Here is a 14,377-nt window from a genome sequence, read left to right as displayed (position 1 = left end):
GTGTTGTCACGATATCGAGACGAAACGGTCACCGCGTGTGTGATCGCCCGGCCAGTGATGTGGTGTACCCGGGGGACGAGTCCGCCGCGGCCGGTAGGGATACTGCGACCATGCACTCCCGGCTGACATCAGGGTTCCTGCTCGCCTTCGGTATCTGGTCCTGGGTGATCTGGGTGATGTTCGCCCGCAACCTGTGGGCCAGCGAGGACTCCTGGGCCGCTGACGGCTCACCGACGTCCTACTTCGTGGTGCACGCCGCGCTCACCGTGGTGTCGATCATTCTGGGTACGATCATCGGTGTGATCGGCTGGCGCGGCCTGCGCGCGCAGCGCGCACATTCCCGAACCGGCTCGCCGTCCCGCTGAGATTCCTACCACGAAGGGGGCACCCATGGAGTTCCTACACCAGGTGCTGGTGTTCTTACACGTGCTGGGCTTCGGCCTGCTCGTCGGTACGTTCATGCTGCAGCAGCACGCCGGGGCGGGCGCCCCGGTGAACAAGGGCTGGCTGCACGGCAGCGGAGTCATGCTGATCACCGGTGTGGCCATGATGGCGCTGGAACCGTTCACCGACGCCGACCTGAACCACCTGAAGCTGGGAATCAAGATCCTGGTCGTGGTCGCTATCGGCGCGCTGGCACTGGTTTTCCTGCGCAAACCGGCCGCACCGGGATGGCTGAACCGCGCGCTCGGTGCGCTGCTCGTGGTCAACCTCGGCCTGGCCATTCTCTGGACGTAACCGGCGCCGTACGGGCCGTTGTGGCAGCCTCCCGGGATCGGTGACCTGCCGGTCCCGGGAGGCTTCTTCGATCGACGGGTCGAGCCACACCAGGTGGAGTTCGACACCACGGCCGAGCACGGTCAGCATGGTGCTCTCCGTGACGCTGGCCGCCGCCATCAGCAGACGCAGAGCTCGTTGCCTTCCGGATCGCCCAGGGTGGTGGTGACCGGCCCACGATCTGCGGTGATCCACAGTACGGTAGCGCCGAGGTCGACCAGGCGCTCCACCTCCGCTTCCCGGCGCTCCTGGCCGACCTCCAGGTCCAGGTGGACCCGGTTTTTGGCCTGTTTGGCCTCGGGAACGCGCTGGAAGTAGAGGCGGGGCCCGGCCCCCTCTGGATCGCTGCACGCGGTGGCGTCCCGGAAGGCCTTGCGACCATCGAGGTCGATGATGTCGCTCCCCTGGATGTAGCCCGCGCCGAGCAGGTGATCGACCAGCCCGCTGTGGTCCTCCACCTCGTAGCGCATCGCCGCCGCCCAGAATCGGGCCAGCGCGTGGGGCTCGGCGGCGTCGAACGCCACCTGGATGCGTGTGCCCATGCTCCACCTTCCGTGTCCTGCGTGCCGGTTCGATGGATACAGCTAAGCAGCCCGCACCGACAGTCCGCCAAGGATCACTCCGCGCGTGTAGAACCGTACCGCTGGTGGGCGACCGGTCTGCTCACACCGGGCACTCGACGGAGATCAGCTAGGGCCGCGCGCGCCACGCTGTCGCCTTGTCCTGACATCGAGTACCTGAAACGGGGTGCACGCGTACCCAACACAAGGTGCCGGTGCGCCGGACACGGGGGTTCGCAGGGCCCGACACGGGGTGCCCTCACACGCGCTTGAACAGCAGGGCGCGCTTGACCTCCTGGATCGCCTTGGTGACCTGGATGCCGCGCGGGCAGGCCTCGGTGCAGTTGAACGTGGTGCGGCAGCGCCACACGCCCTCGGTGTCGTTGAGGATGTCCAGCCGCTCCTCGGCCCCCTCGTCACGGGAGTCGAAGATGAACCGGTGCGCGTTGACGATCGCCGCCGGTCCGAAGTAGGAGCCATCCGCCCAGTATACCGGGCACGAGGTGGTGCAGCAGGCGCACAGGATGCACTTGGTGGTGTCGTCGAAGCGTTCCCTGTCGGCGGGGGACTGCACTCGCTCTTTGCTCGGCTCGTTGCCGTAGGCGATCAGGTACGGCTTCACCGCCTTGAATGCCTCGAAGAAGGGCTCCATGTCGACATAGAGATCCTTCAGCTGTGGGAGGCCCTTGATAGGTGCGATGGAGATCGTGGTCGGCTTGTCCCCCTTGGACAGCAGGTCCTTGACTAGCACCTTGCACGCCAGGCGGTTCACACCATTGATCTGCATCGCATCCGAGCCACAGATGCCGTGCGCGCAGGACCGGCGGAAGGACAGCGAACCGTCCACATAGCTCTTGATGTTGATCAGCAGGTTCAGTACCCGGTCGGTGGGCAGCGCCGGGACGTCGTAGGTCTCCCAGTGCGGCTCGTCGTCGATCTCCGGGTTGAACCGCAGGATCCTGACCGAAACCGTGACTGCCCCCTCCGGAGCGGGGATCTGCGAGGTGTCGTGGACCGTGTCATTGCCCGTGCCGGTGGCCGGGTCGGTGGTTGTCGGGCTAGCCATCAGTACTTGCGCTCCATGGGCTCGTACCGGGTGAAGACTACGGGCTTGTAGTCCAGCCGGATGTCGGACGTAAAGCCGGTCAGGCCGAGGGGAGCGTTCGGGTCCTCCTCCTCGGGCAGCAGCTTGTAGCACATCGAGTGACGCATGAAGTTCACATCGTCACGGTTCGGGTAGTCCTCGCGGGCATGCCCACCCCGCGACTCCTTCCTGGCCAGTGCCGTGGTCACCAGCGCCTCGGCCAGGTCGAGCAGGAACCCGAGCTCCACGGCCTCCAGCAGATCGGTGTTGTACCGCATCCCCTTGTCGTGCACCGCGACCCTGCCGTAGCGCTGCTTGAGCACGTGAATGTCGGACAGGGCCTGTTTGAGGGTGTCCTCGGTGCGGTACACGGCCGCGTTGGCGTCCATGGTCTGCTGCAGCTCGGTGCGGATGTCGGCCACTCGCTCGCCGCCGGTGGCCGTCCGAAGGTGGTGCACCATCCCCTCGACGGTCTTGGCGGGGTTCTCCGGGAGCTCGACGTGCTCCCGGCGGGTGGCGTACCGCGCCGCGGCGATCCCGGCCCGCCTGCCGAACACGTTGATGTCCAGCAGTGAGTTCGTGCCGAGCCGGTTGGAACCGTGCACCGACACGCACGCCACCTCACCGGCGGCGTACAGGCCGGGCAGCACGGTGTCGTTGTCGCGAAGCGCTTCACCGTCGACATTGGTCGGGATCCCGCCCATCGCGTAGTGCGCCGTGGGGTAGACCGGCACCGCCTCGTACACGGGATCGATGCCCAGGTAGGTCCGCGCGAACTCGGTGATGTCCGGCAGCTTGTTCTCCAGCACTTCCTCGCCGAGGTGAGTGCAGTCCAGGTAGACGTAGTCCTTCTCAGGACCCGCGCCGCGACCTTCCAGTACCTCGAGCACCATCGAGCGGGCGACGATGTCGCGGGGCGCGAGGTCCTTGATCGTGGGGGCGTACCGTTCCATGAACCGCTCGCCCGAGGCGTTGCGCAGGATCGCGCCTTCGCCGCGGGCTCCCTCGGTGAGCAGGATGCCGAGGCCGGCCAGCCCGGTCGGGTGGAACTGGTAGAACTCCATGTCCTCCAGCGGCAGGCCCTTGCGGAAGTAGATGCCCATCCCGTCGCCAGTGAGCGTGTGGGCGTTGGAGGTGGTCTTGAAAACCTTGCCGAACCCGCCGGTGGCGAACACCACCGACTTGGCTTGGAAGACGTGGATCTCGCCGGTTGCGAGCTCGTAGGCCACTGCACCGGAGGCCACCGGACCCTCGTCGGTGTCGGTCAGCACCACGTCGAGTACGTAGAACTCGTTGTAGAACTCGATGCCGTGCTTGACGCAGGTCTGGTACAGCGTCTGCAGGATCATGTGACCGGTGCGATCGGCCGCGTAGCAGGCCCTGCGGACGGCGGCCTTCCCGTGGTCGCGAGTGTGGCCGCCGAACCGCCGCTGGTCGATGCGGCCCTCTTCGGTCCGGTTGAACGGCAGCCCCATCTTCTCCAGGTCGAGCACCGCGTCGATGGCCTCCTTGGCCATAACCTCGGCCGCGTCCTGGTCGGTGAGGTAGTCACCACCCTTGACGGTGTCGAAGGTGTGCCACTCCCAGTTGTCTTCCTCGACGTTGGCCAGCGCGGCGCACATGCCGCCCTGTGCGGCACCCGTGTGCGAGCGTGTGGGGTACAGCTTGGTCAGCACCGCCGTGCGGGGAGCACCTTCGCCGGATTCGGTGGCGGCCGCGATGGCGGCGCGCATCCCGGCACCGCCTGCCCCGACGATCAGCACATCGTACTTGTGGAACTGCATAGCGAACTCCAGGAGTGCGGTGGGAGCGGCTGGTCAGCCGGAGATGTTCGGGTTGAACGTGAAGATCACCAGGGTGCCGACAGCCAGGATGAGCACGATCGAGGCGTACAGGATCATCTTCAACCAGAAGCGCGTGGTGGGCTTGCGTGCGTAGTCCTCAATGATCACCCGCATCCCGTTGCCGCCGTGCAGCTGGGCGAGCCACAGCATGATCAGGTCCCAGGCCTGCCAGAACGGGGAGGCCCATCGGCCTGCGACGAACGCGAAATTGATCCGGTGCACGCCGTCGTCCAGGATGTTCATGATGAACAGATGGCCCAGTACCAGCACCACCAGCGCGAGCCCGGAGATCCGCATGAACAGCCAGCTGTAGAGCTCGAAGTTGTTGCGGCGGGCCGCAGGCCTGCGGGGGGATCGTGGCTTGTCGAGAGTAAGGGACTCGGACGTCATGGTCAGTTACCCCCGAACATCGTGGAGACGGTGTGCTCGAGCATGTAGTAGGTCCCCGGGATCATGGCGGCGAGCCAGAGGCCGACCAGCACCCACAGCATGAGGCGCTGGTACTTCGGGCCCTGGGACCAGAAGTCGACCAGGATCACCCGAATGCCGTTGAGCGCGTGGTAGAGCACGGCGCCGACGAGGCCGACCTCCAGCAGATTCACGAACGGCGTCTTGTAGGTCTCGATGACCGCGTTGTAGGCGCTCGGCGAAACGCGCACCAGGGCGGTGTCGAGGACGTGGACGAAGAGGAAGAAGAACGTGAGCGCGCCGGTGATGCGGTGCAGCACCCAGGACCACATGGCCGGATCGCCGCGGTAGAACGTGCCGCCCAGGCGCGAGGCACCCGCCCGATCGCTCGCCCCCGTGGGACTCGCAGTGACAGACATCGGTGTACGGCCTCCATGGTTTCGTGACGTACCCACTCCTTGCCTGCCGAAGACCGACCGCCACCAGGGCGATCGTGTCCATACGAGACGGCTGGTGGCGCGCGGCGACCACGGCAGGCGTGGGCTAATAGGGGGATGCTAGCCCTGCCCGTGCCGGCCGGTTCAAACTCGGTGAGTCCGGTGTGATCGACGAGACAACCAGCGCGGGTATAGTGCGTGTGAGCTGCTGTGATGCCGTTGCCCGACCGGGTGGTCGACTGGTCCCCGATAGGGCGTGTACCAGGCGTTCTCCTGCACCGGCGGTTGGTGTGGGTGAGGTGATTCTCACGCTCGGGTTGCGCGAGGCACCAGATGGGATGAGGCGGCACTGCGGGTATCTGAGCAGGCCATCTGGTGGAGCAGCTGTGGCTGGCTGGCGCGACACGGCTGGTCGCGGTCGCGAGCCGCAGCGGCACCGGCGAGTTGCTCATGCCCTGCGGGCGTTGCAGGCAGGTGCTGTACGAGTTCGGCGGCGACGGCTGCCTGGTCAGACACGCCGCGCGGTCCCTGCCCGCTCGCCGAGCTGCTCCCTGAGGTCTTCCGGTGACCGGGTGTGGCCTGGGCCCACCCACGACGAGGACCCCGGGGGCGTGCCCGGGGTCCTGACGTCCGTTGCCGTGTGGTTGTGCCGTTCGATCGAGTCGTGATGGTGAGCGCTGTACGGTCAGCTCTCGTTGGAGGACTCGGCGGGCGCCTCGTCCTTCTTGGTGCCGTTGCGAGCGCGGTTGGAACCGTTGCGTGAGCGCCGTGTCTGCCGTGGCGCGGGCGGCGGCTGCACCGTCTGCTGGGCAGGCTGCCCGCCACCGAGCATGAGCTCGGCGAACGTGGCCATGGCCTCGTCGAGCTGGCCACCGATGCGCCGCTCGGACTCCTCGTTGCTCTTACGCACCAGGGAGCCAAGCGAGTCGGAGTCAGGCCGCTCGGAGATGGCGCTCTCCACCGTGGCGAGCCGGGCCTTGAGGGTGCCGTCCAGGTCACCGACACGCGAGGCGATGTCGTCCTCGACCTTGTTGATCCGGTTGGTTACCTCGTCGATCCTGCCTGCGACCTCGTTCAGCTTCTCGGCGATGGCATCCACCCGCTCGCCCGCGTCGATCGCACTGGTGGCTTCCAGCAGGTCGGAACGCAGCGACTTGGTCGCCTCGCCGAGTTGCTCGCGCGAAGAGGAGTCGACCTCGTCGATGCGCTGCCGGAGTTCGGCGTCGCTGGTGTCGATGCGCTCCCGCAGCGCAGACTCGGTGGCCTCGATGCGCTCGCGGAGCGGGCCGTGCACCGCGTTGGGGACGGACTCCAGCTTGCTGTCCTGCTTGTCCAGGTGCACATCCAGCTCGTCCAGCCTGCGGTGGATGTTCTGCAGCTTGTCCTCGAGGCCGTCCATCCGGCCCGCGACACCCTCGAACTTGCCTGCCACCCCGTCCAGTCGGCCGTCGAGTTGCGCGAACGGCTTGGCCAGCTTGTCGACGATGCCTTCCACGGCCCGGGAGACTGCGGCGATGGCCTTGTCCTGCGCTTCGAGGCGGGACATCGTCTCGTCGAGCCGCTCGGCCAGGACGCTGACCTCGGTACGGTCCGGTAGCTCCGAGAGGCGCTTGCGGATGGCTCCGATCGACTCCACCGGAGCGATCCGGGCGTAGATGTCGTCGAGGGCGTCGAATATTTGCTGTTGCTCGCTCTCCCTCACCTCGGCGGCGCGCACCAGCATGTTGCGCATCCGGTCGAAGGATGGGGCGAAGTTCGATTCCTGCGTCACGGCATTGACCTTCGTCGGCACGGGCAGTGTCACATTCTCAGTCACGTTTCACCGTCGGGTTATTCGCGAAACCGACGGTCTCGCGGTGTGGACCCACCCATCCCAGGCTCCGGGCGAGCCCCGCACGCTTGGAAGCGCGTAACCCTCGGGGGAACGAATGTGAGCTTATCCATACGGCGGTGGCTCGATGTACCACCCCCGTGTAGTTCGCGCTACCCCAGGTCAGCCGGATGGCGGAGGGAAACCCCCGCAGCGGTTGCCTGAGCTGAACCTGGAGTAGAACGTGAGGGTTGGGCTTCCGGTCGCGCCTCGTTGCGAGTGGCAGGCATTCTAGTAGATCAACTCAGTCAGGCCGGATGTAGGCGATCCTCGAAGGAATTGACCAGCTTGCGCCAGGCGGCGACCTCGTCGTCGAACGGTGGGCTCGGTGCCAGCCGGGTCGGATCCGGGTTGACGATGAAGGAGACGAGCCACCCGAGGCGCTCCGACGGCGCCAGCACCTCGCTCGCCGTGGTGTCGCCCGACCAGTCCGCGGCATCGGTGAGCAGCTCGACAGCGAGGTCCAGCTGAACCGGGTCGACGTAGTCGATACCGTCGGCGATGTCGTCGTCGATGCCGGCGAGAACGTAGGTGTTGTCCTCGCTGACCCGCACGTCGAGGTCGCCCGTCGTGGCTTTGGCGATCACCTCCTCCCAGGTGGCGACATCGGCGAGGTCGTTGTCACCGAGCTCATTCGGGTTGGCGAGCTGCCGCGCCAGCATGCGCTCCGAACGGAACACCGTGATCCGGCCGTCTGAGCCGAGGAAGATCGGCTCATCGTCGATGTAACACCGCAGTGTGACGTACTCGCCTGTGCTCGTCGTAATCTTGATCGGATCGATACCGACCTCGGTCCAGAAGTCGGTGCCGTCCTCGTCGGAGTCCGTGTCGGCCTGCAGGCTGCGGTCGGTGCTCACCCCTGCACCGGTCTCCGCTGATTCCTCGTGGAAGGCCGCCAGCTCCTCCGCGGTGGCGTCCAGTGTCGCCTCGTCGACCGCAGGGACGGTCACGACCTGATCGATGGCGTCCAGCACGGTGTCCCACTTGTCGGCCACCGCCCGCGCCAGGTCGTTCCACAGCCGCATGCCCCCTCGGCCGGTGATCGGCAAGTTCCCCTGCTCGAGGAGAGTGAAGGCCTCGTGCGCGTCGAGTACCTCGTGGACCTCGTCCAGCTCGCACACGTCCGCCAGCGAGCGCACCATGCTCACCACCCCGGCGAGCTCGCCGATCGTCCAGGAATCGGGCTCCTCGGCGACCAGTTCCGGCACGCCGACGAGATCGTAGGAGTGCTCGTCGTCCGGAATCAGCTCGGGCACGTGCAGCGCGGGGACGGCGTTCCAGGCGGGATGATCGATCAGGTCGTGCTGCTCGGCGGTGCGGACGAACGCCGCCAAGTGCGCCGAATCCGGGAACGCGAACAGGTCGTCCTCGTCGCCGAGGAAGGCCTCCCATTCCTCGCCATCCTCCCGCCAACGAGGAGCCCACAGGGTGACCAGGTCGCCTTGCGGCAACCCGAGCTCGATCGGGACGATGTCGGTCGCCATTACATCCTCCGATGATGGTTGCGCGCCGGTGGCGTGCTCCGCGTGCACGTGTCGGGGCTTCGGCTCGGTGACGTGATCGACTCTACCGTGCCTGTCCGGCGGTAGAGTCGACACGACATGACTGCAGCCAGCACACCCCTGCGCGAGAAGGTTCCCGCCGAACCCGATCCCGACGCGCTCTACGAGGCGTTCACCGGCTGGGCGGCCGAGTGCGGGTTCACGCTCTATCCCGCGCAGGAGGAAGCGCTGATCGAGCTGGTATCCGGTTCGAACGTGATCCTGTCAACCCCGACCGGATCCGGCAAGAGCCTGGTGGCCACCGCAGCGCATTTCATCGCGCTCGCGCACGGCACGCGCACCTACTACACCGCACCCGTCAAAGCGCTGGTGTCGGAGAAGTTCTTCGCGCTGGTGGACACCTTCGGTGCGGACTCCGTCGGCATGCTGACCGGTGACACCGCGGTTAACGCCGACGCGCCGATCGTGTGCTGCACGGCCGAGGTGCTGGCCAACATCGCGTTACGGGAAGGCGCCGAAGCGGATATCGGCCAGGTGGTGGCCGACGAGTTCCATTTCTACGCTGACCCTGACAGGGGATGGGCATGGCAGGTGCCGCTGCTCGAACTGACCGGGGCGCAGTTCCTGCTGATGTCGGCCACCCTCGGCGATGTCTCGTTCTTCGAAAAGGACCTCACTCGAAGGACCGGGCGCGCCACCACGGCGATCACCTCAGCCGAACGGCCCGTACCGCTGACTTTCCGGTACGCGATGACCCCGTTGCACGAGACCGTGGAGGAGCTGCTCGGCGGGGGGCAGGCGCCGGTATATGTGGTCCATTTCTCGCAGGCAGCGGCGGCCGAGCGGGCGCAGGCACTGACGAGCATCAACGTCTGCAGTAAGGCGGAGAAGGCCGAGATCGCGGAACTGGTGGCGGGTTTCCGGTTTGCCGCCGGGTTCGGCAAGACGCTGTCCCGGCTGGTGCGGCACGGCATCGGCGTGCACCACGCCGGGATGCTGCCGCGCTACCGCAGGCTGGTCGAACAGCTCGCGCAAGCCGGGCTGCTGAAAGTGATCTGCGGCACGGACACACTCGGTGTCGGCATCAACGTGCCGATCAGGACGGTGCTGTTCAGCGCGCTGACCAAGTTCGACGGCACGCGGCAGCGGCAGCTCAAGGCCAGGGAGTTCCACCAGATCGCAGGCCGTGCCGGGCGAGCGGGCTACGACACCGACGGGTACGTCGTGGTGCAGGCCCCCGAGCACGCCATCGAGAACGCCAAGGCACTGGCCAAGGCGGGTGAGGACCCGAAGAAGCGGCGTAAGGTGCCGCGCAAGAAGCCACCCGAGGGCTTCGTCAACTGGACCGAGTCCACCTTCGAACGTCTGGTGCACGCCGAGCCCGAGCCACTGGTGTCCAACTTCGCGGTCAACCACGCCATGCTGCTCAACGTCATCGCCCGCCCCGGCGATGCCGTCGCCGCTATGCGCGCGCTGCTGGAGGACAACCACGAACCGCGAGCACGCCAGCGCAAGTACATCCTGCGCGCGATCGCGATCTACCGCGCACTGCGCGCCGCCGGCGTGGTCGAGGAGCTGGCGGAGCCGGACGAGCATGGCAGGCGGGTGCGGTTGACCATGGACCTGCAGTTCGACTTCGCGCTCAACCAACCGCTGTCCCCGTTCGCCCTTGCGGCCATAGAGCTGCTCGATCCCGATTCGGCAAGCTACGCGCTGGACGTCGTCTCCATCATAGAATCGACTGTGGACGACCCGAGGCCGATACTGGCCCAGCAGCAGTTCCAGGCACGCAACGAGGCCATCGCCGAGATGAAGGCCGAGGGGATCGAGTACAACGAGCGTATGGAGCTGCTCGAGGACATCACGTACCCGAAGCCGCTCGAGGACCTGCTCGAAGCCGCGTTCGAGACTTACCGGCGAGGCCACCCGTGGGTGGCCGAGCACGAACCCTCGCCCAAGTCTGTGGTGCGGGATGCGTATGAGCGCGCCATGAACTTCACCGACTACGTGCGCTACTACGGGATCGCGCGCACGGAAGGCCTGCTGCTGCGGTACCTGTCCGATGTGTACGACGCACTGCGGCACACCGTCCCCGATGAGGCTAAGTCGGAGGACCTGGTCGATCTCATCGAATGGCTCGGTGAGCTGGTACGGCAGGTCGATTCCAGCCTGCTCGACGAGTGGGAGGAGCTGCGCGATCCCGCCGCCGCGCGCTCGCACGGCGGCGGGGAGGTACGACCGCCGTCGGCGACCGCGCCTGCCGCGGTCACCGGCAACGAACGGGCGTTCCGGGTGATGGTGCGCAACGAGCTGTTCCGCAGGGTGGAGCTGGCCGCGCGTGGCGACGACGAGGCGCTCGGCGAGCTCGACGCCGAGTCCGGATGGGATGCCGCAGCCTGGCGCCGCGCGCTCGACGGATACTTCGCCGTCTACGACGAGATCTGCACCGGCCCCGACGCCAGGGGCCCAGCGCTGTTCCAGGTGGCAAGGGAGCCCGGCCGCTGGCTGGTGCGGCAGACCTTCGACGACCCCGAGGGAAACCGCGACTGGGCGATCACCGCCGAGGTCGACCTGGCTGCCTCCGACGAGGCCGGGCACCCGGTCGTGCGTATGCTCGACGTCGGAGAGCTGTCGGGGATCTCGTGATCGTCTCCTGCGGTAGTCAGCACGGCGATCGGGTGGGGGATCCGGTCAGCAGCTGGCGCCTCGGCCGTCGCCGAGCGTGCGTCGCCGGGAAACGAGGTCGTCGAGCACACTGGAGGCGCCGATCCGGAACAGCCCGGCACGAGGCCACCGGCTGCCAGCGACACGCTCGGCCACGGCAAGATGGCCCACGGCGTCCTCGGTGGTGCGGATGCCGCCCGCGGGTTTGATCCCCCGTTCCTGGCCGGTGACCGCGTACCAGTCCCGCACCGTTTCGGCCAGCAGATACGTGGCGCTCAGGGTCGCGGCTGGCATGCTTTTGCCGGTCGAGGTCTTGAGGAAGTCGGCCCCGGCGAGCAGCGCCAGCCAGCACGCCCGGCGCACCTGCCCGGCCGATCCCAGCTCCCCGGTTTCCAGGATCACCTTCAGTCGCGCCTGCCCGCACGCCTGCTTGGCGGCCACGATGTCGTCGAACGCGGCGCCGTAGTTGCCTTCCAGGAAGGCACCCCGGTCCAGCACCGTATCGATCTCGGTGGCGCCTGCGGAGGTGGCGTGCTCGATCTCGGCGCGCTTGACCGCACGGAAGGTCCTGCCTGACGGGAAACCGCCCGCCACGCTCGCGATGCCGATCCCGCTGTCCGCGAGCTCGGCCGCCGCGGTCTCCACCAGGTCCGGGAATACGCAGACGGCCGCGACGGTGGGAACCTCGGGCGAGCCAGGATCCGGGTGCTGGGCGCGGCCACACAGAGCTCGGACGGTGGTCGCTGTATCGGTGGCCGCCAGCGAGGTGAGGTCGATCATGCCGATCGCGCTGTCGAGCATCGCCGGGGACGGGGTGGCGCCGCTAGCCTCCGCCGTGGCGCGGCGTTCCACGGCATCATCGTCGACGGTGGGCAGCCGGTGCAGGAAATCACGCAGCCGCGCCTCGTCGCGGGTGGCTTCGGCGAGCGCTCCGGGGGACGGGAGGGACATGGCCGGCAGTGTAGGCCGCGGCAGGTAGGTCGGTGACGAGCGGTTCGTGCTCGTCGAACGTCCGCGCGGCTCAGCCACGAGTGTCACCGCCGCGCCGGGTGCCCGGACCGCTACGGTCAGAGAACTATGGACGTGACTGTCATCGACCATCCCCTCGCCAAGGTGAACCTGTCGCGGCTGCGGGATGCCGCTACCGGCAACGCCGGCTTCCGCTCCGCGCTGCAGGACCTGACGGTGATGCTGGTGTACGAGGCCGCCAGGGACCTACCGGTGTGTACCGAACCCGTCCGCACGCCGCTCGGCCACGCCGATGGCCACCGGCTGGCGGTGGAGCCGGTACTGGTCCCGGTACTCCGTGCCGGGCTGGGCATGGCCGAGTGCGCGCTGCGGATGCTCCCGCAGGCGCGAATGGGCTTCGTCGGGCTGGCTCGTGACGAGGAGACGCTGCTGCCCGAGCCTTACATGACGGCGCTGCCGGACGAGCTGGCAGGGCAGCCGGTGCTGGTGCTGGATCCGATGCTGGCCACGGGTGGGTCGATGGTGCACACGGTTCGGCTGCTCGCCGAGCGCGGCACCACCGAGATCGTGGCAGTCTGCGGCCTGGTCGCCCCAGAAGGCCTCGACCGGCTGCGCGATGCCGGATTGCCGGTGCGCGTGGTCACCGCCTGCGTCGACGAGCGGCTGAACGACTCCGGGTTCATCGTTCCGGGCCTCGGCGACGCGGGTGACCGCCAGTTCGGTCCCACCTGACCTAGCCGTGTCTGGCCACCCGGCCCCCTGTGTCCGGCACTACAGCACCTCATTTCGGGCATCCCGACACCATGTGTTGGGTAATCCGGTGGGTCGGGTTGGCGGCCCTGGCACGGTCCCCGTGGCATGAGCCCGACGCGGCGTGCTCATATGCCCGACACGGCGTGCCGGAGCGGCCGACACGAGTGGGGTTAGTCTTCGACGATGGGGCGGGTAGTCGCGGCGACCGAGCCGGTGGGGGCCTGGTGCTGCTCGCCGGTGGCCAGGTCGCGAACCGTGACGGTGCCGGCCGCCCACTCCTCGGCGCCGATGATGACCACCGCCCGCGCGCCCGCGCGGTCCGCGCGGCCGAGCTCCTTACCGAGCTTGCGCGGTTCCAGCGGCACCGAGGCGCGCAATCCCGCCGAGCGCAACTCTCGCGCCACCGAGCGGGCGGCCTCGGCCAGCTCGCCGGTCACCGGCAGCACCACCACGTCGACCTCGCTGCGCGGCGCGGGGGCCAGCCCGTGAGTGTGCAGGAAATCGAACAGCGTCACGTCGCCCATGCCGAAGCCGATGCCGGGAATCCGCTTCGCGGTGAACAGCCCGGCGAGGTCGCTGTAACGCCCGCCACCGAACAGCGCCCGGTTGTTCTCGCCCGAGGTGTCGAACACCTCGAACACCGTAGAGGTGTAGTAGGCGAGCCCGCGCACGATGAACGGGTCGAACCGCACCAGCTGCCCGACGACGGAATCCAACACCGGCATCAGGTTCGACTCCTGCTTGACCTCGGCGGGCAGCTCGTCGAGCAGCGCGGACCCGGCAGCCAGCGACTCGCCGAGCCTGGCGAACTGCTTGTCGTCGAGCCCGAGCTCGGCGGCGTCGGCGGCCAGCGCGTCGGTTTCGTACTTCTCCCAGCGGTCAACCAGCCCGAACACGCCGGGCAGCTGGTCCTCGGACACCCCGACCACACCGGTCAGCGCCGCGGCAAGCAGCTTCCTGTCGTTGACCCGGATCACGAACATGTCATCGTCCGCGCCGAGCGACCGCATCATGTCGTCGATCAGCTCGAACATCTCGATCTCGCAGCTCGGTGCCTCCGAGCCGAAGATGTCGACGTTGATCTGCCAGTGCTCGCGCACCCTGCCCCGTTGCGGACGCTCGTAGCGGTGGCAGTTGGGGTGGCTGTACCAGCGGACGGGTAGCTGCAGCGACCCGGCGTTGCCCGCGATCATGCGGGCGACCGAGGGCGTCATCTCGGGCCGTAACGCCAGCCTGCGGCCACCGTGATCGGTCAACGTGTACAGCTGCTTGTTCGCGATCTCGTCGCCCGACTTGGCCTCGTAGATCTCGGCGGGCTCTAGCAGCGGCGCGTCGTAGCGCTGGAACCCGTAGCGCTCGATGACCTCGTAGAGCCGTTCGAACACCTGGGTACGGACGGACATCTCGGCGGGGAGGAAATCGCGCGTTCCCCTGTAGGGGGCCGTGGAAAGGTAGTCGGGCACGGTGATCCTGTGGTCGGTGTCGTTCGGGCTCGGTCGGTGGTGACGT

Annotated in this window: 13 protein-coding genes and 1 pseudogene; 5 read left to right on the top strand and 9 right to left on the bottom strand. The window is 67.5% G+C overall.

The features are described 5' to 3' along the window. The first annotated feature begins 110 nt into the window (after positions 1–110). Positions 111–365, top strand: coding sequence for an SCO4848 family membrane protein (locus tag F8178_RS10995; RefSeq protein ID WP_317494842.1), 255 nt, complete (start codon positions 111–113; stop codon positions 363–365). Positions 366–390: 25 nt separating this feature from the next. Continuing rightward, a complete protein-coding gene (locus F8178_RS10990) occupies positions 391–738 on the top strand; it encodes a hypothetical protein (RefSeq protein WP_317494646.1) in 348 nt (115 codons plus the stop codon). A gap of 158 nt (positions 739–896) precedes the next feature. Here F8178_RS10990 and F8178_RS10985 read toward each other — a convergent pair whose 3' ends face one another. The 5 genes from F8178_RS10985 to sdhC form a co-directional block, all read right to left on the bottom strand. After that, positions 897–1,319, bottom strand: a complete 423-nt coding sequence (locus F8178_RS10985; protein WP_317494645.1) for a VOC family protein — start codon at positions 1,317–1,319, stop codon at positions 897–899. 277 nt (positions 1,320–1,596) lie between these two features. Then, positions 1,597–2,403 (bottom strand): succinate dehydrogenase iron-sulfur subunit, encoded by an 807-nt coding sequence (locus F8178_RS10980; protein ID WP_317494644.1) that lies wholly within the window; start codon positions 2,401–2,403, stop codon positions 1,597–1,599. Next, the gene (gene sdhA / locus F8178_RS10975; RefSeq protein ID WP_317494643.1) at positions 2,403–4,205 is read right to left on the bottom strand and encodes a succinate dehydrogenase flavoprotein subunit; all 1,803 of its coding nucleotides are present in this window, start codon (positions 4,203–4,205) and stop codon (positions 2,403–2,405) included. The genes F8178_RS10980 and sdhA overlap by 1 nt, the downstream gene beginning before the upstream one ends. 33 nt (positions 4,206–4,238) lie before the next feature. Then, on the bottom strand, positions 4,239–4,655 hold the full coding sequence (locus tag F8178_RS10970) for a succinate dehydrogenase hydrophobic membrane anchor subunit (protein ID WP_317494642.1): 417 nt from the start codon (positions 4,653–4,655) through the stop codon (positions 4,239–4,241). A gap of 2 nt (positions 4,656–4,657) precedes the next feature. Beyond that, complete coding sequence (sdhC, locus tag F8178_RS10965) at positions 4,658–5,092, bottom strand: succinate dehydrogenase, cytochrome b556 subunit (protein WP_317494641.1); 435 nt, start codon at positions 5,090–5,092, stop codon at positions 4,658–4,660. 399 nt (positions 5,093–5,491) lie between these two features. Between sdhC and F8178_RS10960 the strand changes: the two are divergent. After that, positions 5,492–5,678 (top strand): annotated as a pseudogene (locus tag F8178_RS10960) (cytidine deaminase); the annotation flags it as partial. A 117-nt stretch (positions 5,679–5,795) separates the two neighbouring features. Here F8178_RS10960 and F8178_RS10955 read toward each other — a convergent pair. Continuing rightward, positions 5,796–6,842 (bottom strand): PA containing protein, encoded by a 1,047-nt coding sequence (locus F8178_RS10955; RefSeq protein ID WP_317494841.1) that lies wholly within the window; start codon positions 6,840–6,842, stop codon positions 5,796–5,798. A gap of 386 nt (positions 6,843–7,228) precedes the next feature. After that, on the bottom strand, positions 7,229–8,464 hold the full coding sequence (locus F8178_RS10950; protein ID WP_317494640.1) for a primosomal protein: 1,236 nt from the start codon (positions 8,462–8,464) through the stop codon (positions 7,229–7,231). Positions 8,465–8,581: 117 nt separating this feature from the next. Here F8178_RS10950 and F8178_RS10945 point away from each other — a divergent pair, with 117 nt between their 5' ends. Continuing rightward, positions 8,582–11,128, top strand: coding sequence for a DUF3516 domain-containing protein (locus F8178_RS10945; RefSeq protein WP_317494639.1), 2,547 nt, complete (start codon positions 8,582–8,584; stop codon positions 11,126–11,128). Positions 11,129–11,173: 45 nt separating this feature from the next. Here the strand turns inward: F8178_RS10945 and deoC are convergent, their stop codons facing one another. Beyond that, a complete protein-coding gene (deoC, locus tag F8178_RS10940) occupies positions 11,174–12,097 on the bottom strand; it encodes a deoxyribose-phosphate aldolase (RefSeq protein ID WP_317494638.1) in 924 nt (307 codons plus the stop codon). Between the two features lie 126 nt (positions 12,098–12,223). On the opposite strand from deoC, the gene upp reads away from it, so the two are divergent. After that, complete coding sequence (gene upp, locus F8178_RS10935) at positions 12,224–12,847, top strand: uracil phosphoribosyltransferase (protein WP_317494637.1); 624 nt, start codon at positions 12,224–12,226, stop codon at positions 12,845–12,847. A gap of 191 nt (positions 12,848–13,038) precedes the next feature. On the opposite strand, the gene hisS is transcribed toward upp, so the two are convergent. After that, entirely contained in the window at positions 13,039–14,331 is a 1,293-nt protein-coding gene (hisS, locus tag F8178_RS10930; RefSeq protein WP_317494636.1) for a histidine--tRNA ligase, read from the bottom strand. Between the last annotated feature and the right edge of the window lie 46 nt (positions 14,332–14,377).

Source organism: Haloechinothrix sp. LS1_15, assembly GCF_033042135.1.
Taxonomy (GTDB): Bacteria; Actinomycetota; Actinomycetes; order Mycobacteriales; family Pseudonocardiaceae; genus Haloechinothrix.
This window is presented reverse-complemented; position numbering and strand designations above follow the sequence as displayed.